The 14,523-nt window shown below is 61.0% G+C and carries 14 protein-coding genes; 4 read left to right on the forward strand and 10 right to left on the reverse strand.

Translation table 11 applies throughout. From position 1 onward, the window contains the following. Positions 1-25: 25 nt before the first annotated feature. Positions 26-1,351 carry an MFS transporter gene (locus EIC84_RS06920; protein ID WP_003062155.1) on the reverse strand — a complete coding sequence of 442 codons (1,326 nt, stop codon included), beginning with the start codon at positions 1,349-1,351 and terminating at the stop codon, positions 26-28. Between the two features lie 364 nt (positions 1,352-1,715). Here EIC84_RS06920 and EIC84_RS06925 point away from each other — a divergent pair, with 364 nt between their 5' ends. Further along, complete coding sequence (locus tag EIC84_RS06925; RefSeq protein WP_034357502.1) at positions 1,716-2,876, forward strand: trypsin-like peptidase domain-containing protein; 1,161 nt, start codon at positions 1,716-1,718, stop codon at positions 2,874-2,876. 195 nt (positions 2,877-3,071) lie between these two features. Here the strand turns inward: EIC84_RS06925 and tatC are convergent, their stop codons facing one another. From tatC to hisF, 9 genes are all read right to left on the reverse strand, one after another. After that, a complete protein-coding gene (tatC, locus tag EIC84_RS06930; protein ID WP_034361342.1) occupies positions 3,072-3,884 on the reverse strand; it encodes a twin-arginine translocase subunit TatC in 813 nt (270 codons plus the stop codon). Positions 3,885-4,040: 156 nt separating this feature from the next. Beyond that, positions 4,041-4,562, reverse strand: a complete 522-nt coding sequence (gene tatB, locus EIC84_RS06935) for a Sec-independent protein translocase protein TatB (protein WP_003062149.1) — start codon at positions 4,560-4,562, stop codon at positions 4,041-4,043. Positions 4,563-4,584: 22 nt separating this feature from the next. After that, entirely contained in the window at positions 4,585-4,821 is a 237-nt protein-coding gene (gene tatA / locus EIC84_RS06940) for a Sec-independent protein translocase subunit TatA (protein WP_003058595.1), read from the reverse strand. Between the two features lie 121 nt (positions 4,822-4,942). Next, a complete protein-coding gene (locus EIC84_RS06945) occupies positions 4,943-5,311 on the reverse strand; it encodes a histidine triad nucleotide-binding protein (RefSeq protein ID WP_003062146.1) in 369 nt (122 codons plus the stop codon). A gap of 113 nt (positions 5,312-5,424) precedes the next feature. Next, on the reverse strand, positions 5,425-6,468 hold the full coding sequence (locus EIC84_RS06950) for a patatin-like phospholipase family protein (protein WP_003062143.1): 1,044 nt from the start codon (positions 6,466-6,468) through the stop codon (positions 5,425-5,427). Between the two features lie 270 nt (positions 6,469-6,738). After that, the gene (locus EIC84_RS06955) at positions 6,739-7,137 is read right to left on the reverse strand and encodes a hypothetical protein (protein ID WP_003062140.1); all 399 of its coding nucleotides are present in this window, start codon (positions 7,135-7,137) and stop codon (positions 6,739-6,741) included. Between the two features lie 11 nt (positions 7,138-7,148). After that, on the reverse strand, positions 7,149-7,547 hold the full coding sequence (locus tag EIC84_RS06960) for a phosphoribosyl-ATP diphosphatase (RefSeq protein WP_003062137.1): 399 nt from the start codon (positions 7,545-7,547) through the stop codon (positions 7,149-7,151). 4 nt (positions 7,548-7,551) lie between these two features. Next, positions 7,552-7,983: a phosphoribosyl-AMP cyclohydrolase gene (hisI, locus tag EIC84_RS06965; protein WP_255432032.1), complete on the reverse strand. Its 432-nt coding sequence runs from the start codon at positions 7,981-7,983 to the stop codon at positions 7,552-7,554. Between the two features lie 66 nt (positions 7,984-8,049). Beyond that, positions 8,050-8,850 carry an imidazole glycerol phosphate synthase subunit HisF gene (gene hisF, locus EIC84_RS06970; protein ID WP_003058607.1) on the reverse strand — a complete coding sequence of 267 codons (801 nt, stop codon included), beginning with the start codon at positions 8,848-8,850 and terminating at the stop codon, positions 8,050-8,052. A 787-nt stretch (positions 8,851-9,637) separates the two neighbouring features. Here hisF and glmM point away from each other — a divergent pair. The 3 genes from glmM (at position 9,638) to nrfB (ending at position 14,522) form a co-directional block, all read left to right on the forward strand. Beyond that, a complete protein-coding gene (glmM, locus tag EIC84_RS06975; RefSeq protein WP_003062134.1) occupies positions 9,638-10,972 on the forward strand; it encodes a phosphoglucosamine mutase in 1,335 nt (444 codons plus the stop codon). A 162-nt stretch (positions 10,973-11,134) separates the two neighbouring features. Further along, a complete protein-coding gene (gene wecB, locus EIC84_RS06980) occupies positions 11,135-12,316 on the forward strand; it encodes a non-hydrolyzing UDP-N-acetylglucosamine 2-epimerase (RefSeq protein WP_003062131.1) in 1,182 nt (393 codons plus the stop codon). Further along, the gene (nrfB, locus tag EIC84_RS06985) at positions 12,303-14,522 is read left to right on the forward strand and encodes a cyclic di-3',5'-guanylate-activated glycosyltransferase NrfB (protein WP_003062128.1); all 2,220 of its coding nucleotides are present in this window, start codon (positions 12,303-12,305) and stop codon (positions 14,520-14,522) included. The genes wecB and nrfB overlap by 14 nt, the downstream gene beginning before the upstream one ends. Position 14,523: the final 1 nt, after the last annotated feature.

Consider the following 14,523-nt stretch of genomic DNA (forward strand, 5'->3'; position numbering starts at 1 on the left):
CCTTTTCTCATCCGCCTGTGCAGGCTCACGCTTTGCGCGGCTGCCAACCCTTGCAGGCCAGAGGCCAGAAGCCCATGGCCATGCCCAGCACGCCCATGGCCGCCACATAGTGGGCGGGAGCCATCACATCCACCTGCTGCCACACGGACACCAGCATGGGAGTCAGACCGCCGAACACGGCATAGGCCATGTTGTAGGAGAAGGACAGACCGGTGAAGCGCACCTCGGGCGGGAAGGCCCGCACACCCACCACGGGCAGCAGCGAGATGGAGCCCACGAAGAAGCCCACGGTCGCATAGTTGCAGATCAGCGATGCCTCGTTGCCAGGCAGGTTCAGGTAGAACAGATAGGCCGTGGCCGTCATGCCGCCCCAGCCGATGAGCATGGTCAGCTTGGTGCCGATCTTGTCGGACAGCCAGCCCCAGAACACGCAGCCTATAGTCAGCGTCACGGTCGCCACGGCATTGGCCTTCAGGGCCATGGCAGGCTCGATGTGGAACACCTTTTGCAGATAGGCCGGCGTGAACAGAATCACCACCACGATCGCCGTGGACAGCACCCAGGTCATCAGCGCCACGACGACGCAGGCTTCCCGGTGGTCGCGCAAGATGGTCTTGATCGGCAGTTCGCGGTCAGCGGCCTTGCGGGCCTGCAGTTCCTGGAAGATGGGGGTCTCGTGCAGGAACTTGCGCAGATACACCGACACCAGACCGAAGACACCGCCCAGGATGAAGGGGATGCGCCAGGCCCAGTCGTGGATCTCGCCCTGGCTGTAGGTGCTGTTGAGCCAGACCCCGATGATGGAGCCCAGGAAAATGCCGCCGGTAATGCCGGAGGTCAGTGCGCCGATCGCAAAGCCGTAACGCTTCTGGGGAGCATGCTCGGCCACGAACACCCAGGCACCGGGCATTTCACCGCCGATGGCAGCCCCTTGCATCACACGCATCAGCAGCAGCAGGATGGGAGCGGCCAAGCCTATGGTTTCATAGGTCGGCAGCAGGCCGATGACCAGCGTGGGCACGGCCATCAGGAACACCGACAGCGTGAACATCTTCTTGCGGCCCAGGATGTCGCCGAAGTGGGCAATCAAGATGCCGCCGATGGGGCGCGCCAGATAACCGGCCGCGAAAATGCCCAGCGTCTGCAGCTGGCGCATCCACTCGGGCAGCGAAGCCGGAAAGAACAGGCTGCCGATCACATTGGCAAAAAAGACGAACACCACGAAGTCGTAAAACTCCAGCGTTCCGCCCAGGGCCGATAAGCCCAGGGTCTTGTAGTCCTCCCGGTTCAGGAGACGATTCGTCGCTGCAGCCGGCGCGTCAGCCGATGCAGCGTGGTCAAGCGTAGTCATGGTGTTTCCTAGATCGAACAGCAGGACAGCGCGGATAAGGCCGCTGATCACGGGTCAACGTGCAGTGGCAGACCGATTGCGGCGGGCTTCAGATGCAAAGCCACACCAGACTGAATATGAGCACCTTGTGGGCAGTCACTTCAGTAACGGCGGCGTAAGCGCAGTCGAAAAAACATTCTAGGGTTTTCACTCATATATCCTGGACACATAAAACTTTAGGTGCTTGCAGTCCTATAGCCATGGGCCCTGCATTCTGCAAAGCTTTGCGTTATGCATTTGCTTGCAAGCAAATGTTCGCTTCGACGCCTGGCGCAGCCATGCTTCACAATGTGGGCTTGTTCCCCTCACTACCTATACGCATTACATGAAACGCACCTGGTTGCTGTTTTCGCAGGTCGTCACCGTGCTGGTGGCTATCTATTTTGTAGTGGCTACCCTACAGCCCACTTGGCTTCAGCGCGGAAATATCCGTAGCAGTGCCGGTGTTTCGCTGCTGCAGGCGCCATCCACTCCAGCGGGTGAAGTCGCTCCCGGCAGCTTTGCGCCTGCCGCGCGCAAGGCCTCGCCCGCCGTGGTCAGCATCAACACCAGCAAAGCGGTTCGCCACCCGCGCGCCAACGACCCCTGGTTCCAGTTCTTCTTTGGCGATCAGGGTCCGCAGGAGCAATCTGGTTTGGGTAGCGGCGTCATCATCAGTCAAGATGGCTACATCCTCACCAACAACCATGTGGTGGAAGGCGCCGACGATATCGAGGTCACGCTGACCGATAGCCGTCAGGCCAAGGCCAAGATCATAGGAACAGACCCCGAGACCGATCTGGCCATTCTCAAGATCGAGCTCGACAAGCTGCCCGTCATCGTGCTGGGCAATTCCGATCAGGTCGCTGTGGGCGACCGCGTGCTGGCCATCGGCAATCCCTTCGGCGTGGGCCAGACAGTGACCAGCGGCATCATCAGCGCTCTGGGCCGCAGCCAGCTGGGCATCAACACCTTCGAGAACTTCATCCAGACCGACGCTGCCATCAACCCCGGCAACTCCGGCGGTGCGCTGGTGGATGCCAACGGCAATCTGCTGGGTATCAACACGGCCATCTACTCGCGCTCAGGCGGCAGCATGGGCATCGGTTTCGCGATTCCCGTCTCCACAGCCAAGATGGTGCTGGACGGCATCGTCAAGGACGGCAAGGTCACGCGCGGCTGGATCGGCGTGGAGCCCAACGAGCTCTCGCCCGAGTTGGCCGAAACCTTTGGCGTCAAGGCCGATGCCGGCGTCATCATCACCGGCGTGCTGCAGGCCGGCCCCGCCGCCCAGGCCGGCATGCGTCCCGGCGACGTAATCGTCAAGGTGGGCGAGACCGCGACCCGCAATGTCTCCGAACTGCTGACGGCCGTGGCCTCGCTCAAGCCCGGCGAAGCCGCCAAGTTCGATGTGCGCCGCGGCGACAGCGAAGTGGTGCTGGACATCACTCCGGGAGCCCGCCCAGCAGCCAGCACCCTGCAGCAACAGGGTCGCCCACGCCGCTGATTGCAGCGCCAACAAACCGAAAAGCCAGCGCTAGCCGCTGGCTTTTTTCATGCTCCGGCCAGGCCAGCCACAACCTCTTCAACACGATTCATCAAGAGATATGACTCAAGCACTGATGGAAAAAATTGCAGACAGTCATCAAAACAAAAGCCCTTGAATCGCTTCAAGGGCTTTGCAGGAGGTCGGGAACGAAGATCAGTGGCCGTCAGTGGATTTTTCCACCTCCGTGCCCGTGCCTTCCTCGGCATCGGGCGCACGCGATACCCGGCTGAACCAGCCGGCCCCCAGAATGCCGATCTCGTAGAGCAGGCACATGGGCAAGGCCAGGGCCAGCTGGGAAATCACATCGGGCGGCGTGATGACGGCCGCAATCACAAAGGCCAGCACCACGAAATAGCCGCGGAAGGCCTTGAGCTTTTCAATCTCCACCAGGCCAAAGCGCACCAGCAGCATCACCACAATGGGCACCTGGAAAGCCGCCGCAAAAGCGATGTAAAGCGACAGAATCGCTTCCACATACGAGGCGATGTCGGGTGTTGCCGCCACGCTGGCCGGCGTGAAATGCTGGATGAACTTGAACATATTGCCCAGCACAAAGAATTGTACGAAGGCAATGCCGGCATAGGCCAGCAAGCTGCCGAACAGGATCAGCGGCAGGGCGAACTTCTTCTCGTGGCTGTACAGGCCCGGTGCCACAAAGGCCCAGATCTGGTACATGATCCAGGGCAGCGCCAGCAGCACGGCCACCATCATCAGCACCTTGAGCGGCACAAAGAAGGGCGAGAAAACGCCCACCGCAATCAGCTTGGCGCCGGGCGGCATGTGCTCTTTGATGGGCAGGGCGATGAAGTCAATCAGGCCATCGGGGCCCGGCCAGAACATCAGCAGCCCGACGCCGATCAAAACGCCATACAGGCTGTAGAGCAGGCGGTCACGCAGCTCCATCAGGTGCTGGACAAACGGCTGCTCCGTGCCGGCGAGTTCGTCTTCTTTAGAGGGTTCGGACATGGTGCAAAACCGCGTCGGAGCCCGATCGGCTCCACACGCTTGAGAAACAACAACGCCCGCGGATCACGGGCAAAGAGCGACATGCGGGCAGCAGAGCCGACCCCCTTGGGCCGGCCATGGCCGACCTTGCGGCCGGCAGGCTGCTGAGCTGCATGTTCAATGGAACTTCTTGGGGCGAAAGCGCGCCACGCGTGCCGCACCCGACTGGACCTTGCTGCGTACCCCGGCACGGGCCTTGTACCACTGGGGCACGGCACCGCGCTTGACGCGCCAGTTCTTGCGCGGATGGCGATAGCTGGGCACCACGCTGCTGTGCGTATCCAGACCGGTGTAGCCACCTTCTGCGTCATAGGACCCGAAGGACGAAGCCGAAGTCATGTTCGAGTCGTCGCGCAGGTCCTTGGTCGCATCGCTCCAGTCCTTTTCAAGATCGGAGGCCTGATTGCGCATGCTGGACTCCACGTCCCGCGCGGCAGTCTCGACCGTGTCCTTCATCTTGCGCAGCTCATCGAGCTCCATGGAGCGGTTGACCTCGGCCTTGACGTCGGACACATAGCGCTGTGCCCTGCCAAGCAAGGTGCCCACCATGCGGGCCACGCGCGGCAGTTTCTCGGGACCGATGACCACCAGGGCCACGGCACCGATCAGCGCCATTTTGGACAGGCCAATATCAAACATCTAAATGTCAGTCCTGCCGCGATCAGCTCTTTTGCTTGGCTTCCACGTCGATGGTGGCCTTTTCGGCAGCCTGCTGGTTGGCCACTTGGCCGGTCGCAGCGTTGGCGTCGGCGTCAGTCGCGCCGTCCTTCATGCCGTCCTTGAAGCCCTTGACGGCGCCGCCCAGGTCGGAGCCGATGTTCTTGAGCTTCTTGGTGCCGAACACCAGAACCACGATGAGCAGCACGATCGCCCAGTGCCAGATAGAAAACGAGCCCATGAGAATCTCCTAGAAATTGCAAACCATTTTAGACGGGGCTTGTGACAGATACGAATCAATCACCCAAAAAGCCTGCAGCGCACAGCTCTATCGCCGCGTGCAGGCTCGCTGCGCCGCCGGATCAGCCCTTGAGCCAGGGGCGCGGGCCGCCCATGACGTGCAGGTGCAGATGGTGCACTTCCTGCCCGCCTTCGCTGCCGGTATTGACCACGATGCGGAAACCGCCATCGGGATAAGGGTTGCAGCCCTGCTCCATCGCCAGCTTGGGAGCCAGCGCCATCATGCGACCCAGCAGGGGCACATCCTCGGCGCCGACCTGGGCCATGGAGGGGATGTGCTTCTTGGGAATCACCAGGAAGTGCACGGGCGCACCCGGGTGAATGTCATGGAAGGCGAACAGTTCCTCGTCTTCATAGACCTTGCGCGAAGGAATCTCCCCTTTGGCGATGCGGCAGAAAATGCAATGGGGGTCGTAATCGTGGTCGTGCATGGTCTCTTGTATCTCGACAGTTCAGTATTCCAGGCGCCCTGCCTTGCCCATGGCCCATGAAGCAGACAATGGCGTCATCCCCTGAAGGGGAAGGCGCAAAGCGCCTCAGGGGACTATCCTATATTCTCGTTGAATCGCAGCGTCTGTTTGACGCCAAGGTGCTCGCGATTGAGCTGCAGCCATTGCTGGCCGCGCACCCGGCCCAGCTCAAACAGCTTGTGCACCATGCCCATGTCTGCGCGCACCTTGCTCGAGGCGCCAAAAGGCTTGAGCACGGAGCCCCCGTCGATGCGGTGCATCAGCACATGCTTGTAGCGCTCGGGGTCCAGGCGCTTTTGCTCCAGCAGCTTGACCACGAACTCGATGGCCCGGAGCTCGGCCAGCAAGCTGGCGTTGAAGGTGATTTCGTTCATGCGATCCATGATCTCGCGGGCCGTGTCGGGAGAGACATCGGACTCCTTGGGATTGATCTGCACCAGCAGGATATCTCTGCTCCTGGTCTCGTAGATCAGCGGATACAGGGCCGGATTGCCCGAGAACCCGCCGTCCCAGTAGCACTCCCCGTCAATCTCCACCGCCTTGAACAGCTGCGGCAGGCAGGCCGATGCCATGATGGCGTCTGCCGTCACCTGCTCGCCTTTGAAGATCTTGCCGGCACCCGTGCGCACATTGGTGGCGCAGATGAAGAGCTTGGGCACCACGCTGGGGTGCTCGGGATGCGCAAGCGTCTCGAAGTCCACCACCCGGGTGAGCAGCTGTCGCAGCGGGTTGATATTGAGCGGATTGGTCTGATAGGGCGACAGAAACTGGTTGAGCACGCCCATGAACTGCTTGCTGCCCGGCAACGGTGCGGCCCAGAACATCTTGCCCACGCTGCCCATGGTGCCCACGCCCTCCCACAGCTCGCGCAGAGACTGGCGCGCCAGCTGCCGTCCCAGGTAACGGGCATCGTCCACTTTCTTTTCCTGCGCGGCCGCCTGCGCGAAACCATGGGCCAGCGCCACGGCATTCATGGCACCGGCGCTGGTGCCACTGATGCCTTCGAAGATCAGTCCGTCATCGTCCAGCAATGCATCCAGCACGCCCCAGGTCAGCGCACCATGCGATCCCCCGCCCTGCAGGGCAAGGTTGAGGGTGTGGGAAGTCTCTGTAGCCATGGCACGATCCTGTGAGGGTTGATGAACCAAGCAAGGGGCTTGGGACTCACGCAAACAAAGAATGCACAGCGGGCATATCCATGGACAAAACACCATGCCCGATCCGAATCTGCGCAAGTCGTGGAGCTTATCCAGCACAGCGAGCATTGCACAGGCCCTGCACTCGTGTCAGCCTGCCACCCCGAATCTGTTGCAGCGCAGCACAACCGCTTGCAAAAACAAAAAAGCCCCGGCCGTAAAGCGGGGGCTTAGGTGTCTGGCAAGTGCGGTTCAGGGCTGGATCGCGCGATTCTTGTTCATGGCGATCATGCCGCTGACGATGCGGTAGAGGAACCAGATGGAGATCAACACCCAGGCGGGGTTGAAGATCAAGAGGCCCAGCAGGAAGAACGGGAAAGTCACCGCATAGAGAACGATGGCCCAGAGCACGCTGCGCAACCGCCAGGAAAAATGGCTCTCCTGCCAGGTGCCGCGCGCATCATCGCGCTTGACCAGATCGATGACGACTGCAATCAGCAACAGCAGCACACTGACCTGCGCGCCCGGTAGCACGGCGGCCACGGCCACGACCAGGTGCAGCAGATAGCTGACCCAGCCCCAGGCCTTCAGGCCCTCGACCTCGGTAGAGCTGCTGCTATTTACATCGATAATGTCGCGATCGTCATTCATGCGCTTCCTCCTTATTGCTTGGCCGCCCCTTCCTGAGCAGCGCGTTCCTGGGCCTTGCGCAGGGCTTTTTCCTCCAGACCGCTGGTGCCCTCGCGGCGCTCCAGCTCGGCCACCACCTCTGCGGGTGTCAGTCCGTAGTGCGACAGCGCAATCATGGAGTGAAACCACAGATCTGCCACTTCATAGAGGATCTTGCCCTTGTCCGCGCCATGATCGACATCCTTGGCGGCCATGACGACTTCGGTGGCCTCTTCGCCGATCTTCTTCAGAAAGGCGTCAGGCCCCTTGTGCAGCAGGCGCGCGACATAGCTTTTTTCAGGGTCGCCACCATTGGCGACCTTGCGGCTTTCGATCACGGCGGCCAGACGGGCCAGTGCGCCCTCGACCGACGCGGTGTTTTGTTCAGACATGACTTTATTTGTAGATGGAAGCAGGATCTTTCAAGACCGGATCGACAGCAAGCCACTGTCCGTCCTTGAAAACGCTGTAAAAGCAGGAGTGGCGGCCGGTATGGCAGGCAATACCGGGATCATGCCCCTCTTGCGTGATCTTGAGCAAAACCACGTCGTTGTCGCAGTCGATGCGCATCTCGTGCACGGTCTGCACATGGCCGGACTCCTCGCCCTTGAACCACAGCTTGTTGCGCGAGCGGCTGAAGTAGACGGCACGCCCCAGCTCGGCGGTCTTTTCCAGTGCCTCGCGGTTCATCCAGGCAAACATGACCACGTCGCCGCTGCTTTGCTCCTGCGCAATCACGGGCACCAGACCCTGCGCATCCCATTTGACTTGATCGAGCCAGCTCATTGCAGACCTTTGCTTTGTATAGCTGCCAGCGCAGGCCGGCAGCCAACATCAACCATAAAACATATGGAAAGCCGCTTGTAGCCTGCGCAAGCCGCTCTCAAAACAACTTTAGAGACGCACGGGAATGCCGCGCGCGCGCATGCATTCCTTGGCCTGCTGCACGGTGTACTCGCCATAGTGGAAGATGCTGGCAGCCAGCACGGCATCGGCGCCGCCAATGGTCACGCCATCGGCCAGATCTTCGAGATTGCCGACACCGCCCGAGGCGATCACGGGCACGGCCACGGCATCGGCCACGGCACGCGTGAGCTTCAGATCGAAGCCGCTCTTGGTGCCATCCTTGTCCATGCTGGTCAGCAGGATCTCGCCGGCACCGCGCCTGGCCATCTCTTCGGCCCAGCGCACCACATCCAGCCCCACATTCTTGCGGCCGCCGTGGCTGTACACATCCCAGCCCGGCCCCATGGGCGTGCCGCCGGGGCCGATGCGCTGCTCGTCCTCGGGAGTTCGGCGCTTGGCGTCGATGGCCACCACGATGCATTGCGCGCCGTACTTGTCGCTGCAGGCATTGATGGTGTCCGGGTTGGCAATGGCGGCGGAGTTGAAGCTGGTCTTGTCGGCTCCGGCATTGAGCAGGCGGCGAACATCTTCCACGCTGCGCACGCCACCGCCCACGGTCAGCGGAATAAAGACCTGCGAAGCCACGGCCTCGATGATGGGCAGAATCAGGTCACGGCCATCGCTGGTGGCCGTGATGTCCAAAAAAGTCAGCTCGTCTGCACCCTGGGCGTTGTAGCGTGCGGCAATTTCCACCGGGTCGCCCGCATCGCGCAGCTCCAGAAAATTGACGCCCTTGACCACGCGGCCGCCGGTCACGTCAAGGCAGGGAATGATGCGTTTGGCAAGCATGGACCAGTCTCGGAATATCTAGGAACAAGGAGGCCAAAGATACCACGGCCTCGCCGCTGCCTAGGGCATCTGCCAACGGCGCCCCCCTGCCGCTGCCATGGCATTGCCAGCTGGCTTGGGCGGCACGCCGCCCGGCCACAGCCATCGCATCGCGAGTCAAACCTGCTCGATTTGAAACGATTCAACTCAGCAGCAGCCCCAATCCATAAAGCGGCACAAAATCCCTGTGCTCCCAATTGAATAACAGTAAACACAGAGCCGGCCTCACGATTTATTGTTTTCCGCCGCAACCTCTTTCCTGCATCGATATTCCGGCTGCGATTAACTGGTGCACATAGAACCATCGCCCACTCCTGACCAGGCATGCCACAAGCGATCCGGAAACAAAGCCACTGATATTCTCAATAAGAAGCCTCCACGCCTGCGAGAAGCTGCACTGCCGAGAGCGGCATATGACTGCGTGACAAGCAAAGCTATTGCGGGCTGGGCTTCGGCAAGCCGCCTGACGCTAGGGTTGACAGCAATGCAAAGCAGTCTCGACCGGCAAGCGAAATACCTTAAATATTGTGTATAAAACCCCAATTCAGCATCCAGATATTCATAGCGTAAAAAGATGTTTCTTTTTACGCTGCATTCTTGTTCGGATTGTTTTTGCTAGTGAAACTATGAAAAAAATAAATCAATAGTTTTTAATATTTCGACAGTGTTGTCCCCATAAATAATTGACCGGACCCGGAAACCCATCCCGTTCGATGAATGTATTCAGGCACAGGTGATCATCATGGATATGAGACGCCAATATTTCGGTACCGACGGAATCCGCGGGCGGGCTGGGTATTTCCCCATCACGCCGGACTTCGCTCTGCATCTCGCCCATGTCGTCGGACGAATGCTTCATCGCAACGAAGAGCGCCCGACGGTGCTGATTGGCAAGGACACGCGTATCTCGGGTCACATGCTCGAAAGCGCCTTGGTGTCGGGCTTCAATTCGTCTGGCGTGGATGTGGTGCTGCTTGGGACGCTGCCAACACCGGGAGTGGCCTATCTCACGCGGGCCTTGCGTGCCAGTCTGGGAGTGGTCATCAGCGCCAGCCACAACACCTTCGAGGACAACGGCATCAAATTCTTCAGTGCCAAAGGCACCAAACTGCCCTATGTCTGGGAGGTAGCAGTCGAGCAAATGCTGCTGGATGAGCCGCATTGGGTCCCGGCAATCGCACTCGGAAAAACCCAGCTCCTGGATGACGCCGCCGGCCGCTATATAGAGTTTTGCAAGAGCACTTGCGACCATGCGTTCACCTTGCGAGGGCTGAAGATCGTGGTCGATGCCGGCCATGGTGCGGCCTATCAGATAGCGCCCATGGTCTTGCATGAACTCGGTGCCGAAGTGGTGGCCATAGGCTGCGCTCCCGATGGCATGAACATCAACCAGGGGGCCGGAGCCGCACATCCCGAGCTCCTGGCCACGACTGTTTCCGGTTGCGGTGCGGATTTCGGCATCGCCCTGGATGGCGATGCGGATCGCCTGCTGGTCGTCGATGCCGCCGGCCGGCTCTATAACGGAGACGAGTTGCTGTACCTGATCGTCGCCGACCGCCTGGAGCATGACGAGAGCATTGCGGGCGCCGTCGGCACGCTGATGACGAATATGGCGGTGGAGCGGGCATTCGGGGTGCTGGACGTGGATTTCATGCGCACCAAGGTCGGCGACCGTTACGTGCTTGAGGAGCTCAGCCGCAGGGGCTGGACCTTCGGCGGCGAGGGGTCGGGCCATCTGCTGATACTGGACCGGCACAGCACGGGCGACGGTCTGGTGAATGCGCTGCAGATATTGCAGGCCTGCGTGCGCACCGGCCGCACGCTATCGCAATGGCTGCTGCCGGTGCAGCTCTACCCTCAGGCATTGCTCAATGTGCACTGGTCGCCAGACCGGGATTGGCGCAGCAATGCCTTGCTGGCACGAGTGCAGGCGCAGGTCGAGGCCGAGCTGGGTTCCACCGGGCGTGTGCTGGTGCGTCACAGCGGCACGGAGCCGCTGCTGCATGTGATGGTGGAGGCGCAGGATGGCGATCAGGCCAGCCGCTGTGCCGAGCGACTGGTCACGGCTGCCAGAGACGGTTAGCCCGCCGATGCGGCTGCGCCGCTCATGCAGCAGATAAAGCCGGCACCAATGGCGACCAGCACAAGGAGCTGGCTGACATACCCGAAGCAGAGCGTGAAAGATGATTTTGAGCAGGTACGAATGAAGAACGTCTGATACCAATTGACTCAAAGGGAGAACGCAATGAATCAGGACTCCGAGGCTCTTCACGCCAAGCCAGACATCGCGCAGTTGCTCATCGTGTCCGGGACCAGGCCCGAAATCATCAAGCTGGCCCCTGTCTATCACGCCCTACAGCAGACGCACTGGGCTCGCCCCATCTGGCTGCATACCGGCCAGCATGGCGACATGGCCGCGCAAATGCTGGATTGCTTTCATATCCAGCCCGATCATGTGCTGCAAAGGCAAGGAAGTTCACTGCTGGAATTCGCCACGGGCTGCCGGGTTCAGCTGGAGTCCGTGCTGACGGATACGAGCTGTGAGGCAGTGATCGTTCAAGGCGACACAGAGAGCGCGTTTCAGGGTGCATTGGCCGGCTTCTATCTCAAGGTGCCCGTCGTCCATGTCGAGGCCGGCCTGCGCACCTACAACCTGCACCGACCTTTTCCGGAGGAAGGCCTGCGGCAAATGATAGGGCGCATCGCCAGCCTGCATCTGGCCCCCACCCCGAGGGCCCAGCAGGCGCTGGAGCGCGAAAACGTGGCCAAGGAAAAGATCGAGCTCACCGGCAACACCGTCGTCGATGCCCAGCTCTGGGCCAGCCAGCATCACCACATCCACCGCCGCATGCAGGGCCGAGGCCATATTCTGGTGACCATGCACAGGCGAGAGAACTGGGGCCCCGATGTGGACCATGTGTGCGAAGCGATTGCCGAGATCGCGCGCGAGTTTCCCCAGATGCCGGTGCTGTTCCCGGTTCACCTCAATCCGGTGGTCAAGGAGCCGGTACACCGGCTGCTGGGCGGACTGCCCAATGTCAAGCTGACAGAACCGCTGGATTACCTGGCCATGCAGCAGGCCCTGGCCGATGCCTGGCTGGTGCTGACCGATTCCGGCGGACTGCAGGAGGAGGCGCCAACCTTCAAGGTACCGGTGCTGGTCTTGCGCGACGAGACCGAGCGTCCCGAGGTGCTGGAAGCCGGCTGCGCCGCTTTGGTCGGAGCCGACAGAAGCAGGATCGTTCAGTCCGTGCGCCACCTGATGCATGACGATGCTGCCTACCGGAGCATGCAGGCCAGCAGCAACCCCTTTGGTGACGGGACTGCAGCACAGCGCACCGAGAAAAGACTGCACCAGATGCTGAGGCCTGATCACGCAGGCCTGGCACAGAAAGCCGCTGAAAGGACGCGCCATGTCCTGGCTTGACCTGTTCACCGGATACCTCTATGTGCTCAAGAGCATCGCCATCGTCATTGCGGTGGTGATCTTCATCAGCGGACTGGACGATCTGTTCATCGACCTCTTTTACTGGGGGCGGCGCACCTGGCGTGCACTGACCGTGTATTCGCGCCACGAGCAGATGAATCACAAGGCCTTGCTCGGTGTGGACGAGAAGCCGCTGGCCATCATGGTGCCCGCATGGCAGGAGCATGGCGTGATCGGCAAGATGGCGCAGCTGGCGGCAACCACGCTGGACTATGAGAACTACCACATCTTCATCGGCACCTACCCCAACGACCCCCAGACCCACGCCGATGTGGAGCAGGTAAGAGCCCATTTCCCGAATGTGCACAGCGTGGTCTGCGCACGCCCCGGGCCGACCAGCAAGGCCGACTGTCTCAACAATGTGCTCGATGCCATCTTCCAGTTCGAGCAGCGCTCGGGCATAGAGTTTGCAGGCTTCATCCTGCATGACTCGGAAGACGTGCTGTCCAGGTTGGAGCTGAGACTGTTCAACTTTCTCGTGGATCGCAAGGATCTGATCCAGCTGCCGGTCTACCCCCTGGAGCGGCCGCTGCGCGAATTCACCGGCGGGCATTATCTGGACGAGTTTGCCGAGCTGCATGCCAAGGACATCGTGGTGCGCGAGGCCCTGGTGGGTCAGGTGCCCAGCGCCGGGGTCGGCACCTGCTTCAGCCGCCGCGCCATCACGGCGCTGCTGGAGATGGGCGATGGCGTAGCCTTCGATACCCAGAGCCTGACCGAGGACTACGACATCGGTTTCCGGCTCAAGCAGCTGGGCATGCGCGAGATCTTCGTGCGCTTTCCCGTGCATGACGCGGACCAGCCTACCGATCCCGACCAGCCACGCCGACACGGGCGCAGCGCGCGTGAAGCCAGCGTCATCTGCGTGCGGGAGTTCTTCCCCGATACGCTGAATGCGGCGGTGCGACAGAAGTCCCGCTGGATCACGGGCATCGTGATCCAGGGTTTCAAGACCCTGCGCTGGACCCAAAGCGGTGTGCTGAACTATTTTCTCTGGCGCGACCGCAAGGGTGCTCTCACCAATTTCGCCAGCTTTCTGGCCATGCTGCTGGCGATGCAGCTGATTGCCATCTGGCTCTACCAGCGCCTGGTACCGGACAGCTACCGGTTTCTCTCCATCTTCCAGGGCGACTGGTGGCTGTATGCGCTGCTGGCAGCGAACTTCGTGCTGATGCTCAACCGCATTGCCCAGCGCATGTTTTTCGTCACCAGCTACTACGGCATCGTCCAGGGATTGATGTCGCTTCCGCGCCTGCTATGGGGCAATTTGGTGAACTTTCTGGCCAACTGGCGGGCCATCGCCCAGGCGCTGCAGGCCAAGGATATCCGGCGCATGGCCTGGGCCAAGACCGATCATGACTTCCCCATGCTGGGAGAGGGACCCAGACTGCGCCAGCCCCTGGGACAGATACTGATCGCACAAGGTGCCCTGACAGAGAGCCAGCTGCAGGAAGCGCTGCTGCGCCCCACTCCCGGCTTGCGCCTGGGCAGTGCGCTGGTGCACAAGGACCTGATCAGCACCGCACAGCTGGCCGCTGCAGTGGCCCAGCAGGCTGGCGTTTCATGGGAATTTCTGGGAGAGCGTCTGATCCCCGACGAGATCGCGGCGCTGCTGCCGGCACATCTGGCACTGCATTACAGCGTGGTGCCGCTGCGCGAGGAGGGAAAAACACTGATCCTGGCCAGCGAGTCGGTCATAGACCCGGTCTCGCATGCAGCCCTGGAGCGCAAGCTGGAGAGGCCCGTGCGCTACCTCATTGCCCCCAAGGGAGAGGTCACGGTCGAGCTGCGGCGTCTGTATGCAAGACAGCATGGGGAGCCGGCTCGCGAACTGCTGGCCTGGGCCGTGGAGCGCAAACGCGTATCCGCCGAACAGGCGAAAGAGCTTTGGAAATTCTATGTGTCGCGGCAGCTGATGCTGGGCGAAGTGCTTCAGGCCCTGGGCCGCATCGACACAGCCGTGCTGAATGCCTTGCTGCTCAGACATGAGCAAAGCGATGACAGCCTGGGCCTGTTCCTGGTGAACCAGGGGGCGTTGACGCAGGCGACGCTGGATGAAGCACTGCGACTGCAGCAACAGCTGCAGGTCACCATGGCGCAACTTTTGCGCCGCCTTGATGCCGCCCCGATCGTGTCCGTTGCTTAGG

This window comes from Comamonas sp. A23 (genome assembly GCF_004522605.1).
GTDB lineage: Bacteria > Pseudomonadota > Gammaproteobacteria > Burkholderiales > Burkholderiaceae_C > Comamonas > Comamonas thiooxydans.

Bases quoted from the DNA above. Each gene is read 5' to 3' on its own strand.
- tatA (WP_003058595.1), bottom strand. From the start codon at position 4,821: ATGGGCTCGTTTTCTATCTGGCACTGGGCGATCGTGCTGCTCATCGTG.
- glmM (WP_003062134.1), top strand. From the start codon at position 9,638: ATGAGACGCCAATATTTCGGTACCGACGGAATCCGCGGGCGGGCTGGG.
- EIC84_RS06955 (WP_003062140.1), bottom strand. From the start codon at position 7,137: ATGAATGACGATCGCGACATTATCGATGTAAATAGCAGCAGCTCTACC.
- tatB (WP_003062149.1), bottom strand. From the start codon at position 4,562: ATGTTTGATATTGGCCTGTCCAAAATGGCGCTGATCGGTGCCGTGGCC.
- hisF (WP_003058607.1), bottom strand. From the start codon at position 8,850: ATGCTTGCCAAACGCATCATTCCCTGCCTTGACGTGACCGGCGGCCGC.
- wecB (WP_003062131.1), top strand. From the start codon at position 11,135: ATGAATCAGGACTCCGAGGCTCTTCACGCCAAGCCAGACATCGCGCAG.
- nrfB (WP_003062128.1), top strand. From the start codon at position 12,303: ATGTCCTGGCTTGACCTGTTCACCGGATACCTCTATGTGCTCAAGAGC.
- EIC84_RS06945 (WP_003062146.1), bottom strand. From the start codon at position 5,311: ATGCACGACCACGATTACGACCCCCATTGCATTTTCTGCCGCATCGCC.
- EIC84_RS06960 (WP_003062137.1), bottom strand. From the start codon at position 7,547: ATGTCTGAACAAAACACCGCGTCGGTCGAGGGCGCACTGGCCCGTCTG.
- EIC84_RS06925 (WP_034357502.1), top strand. From the start codon at position 1,716: ATGAAACGCACCTGGTTGCTGTTTTCGCAGGTCGTCACCGTGCTGGTG.
- tatC (WP_034361342.1), bottom strand. From the start codon at position 3,884: ATGTCCGAACCCTCTAAAGAAGACGAACTCGCCGGCACGGAGCAGCCG.
- EIC84_RS06920 (WP_003062155.1), bottom strand. From the start codon at position 1,351: ATGACTACGCTTGACCACGCTGCATCGGCTGACGCGCCGGCTGCAGCG.
- EIC84_RS06950 (WP_003062143.1), bottom strand. From the start codon at position 6,468: ATGGCTACAGAGACTTCCCACACCCTCAACCTTGCCCTGCAGGGCGGG.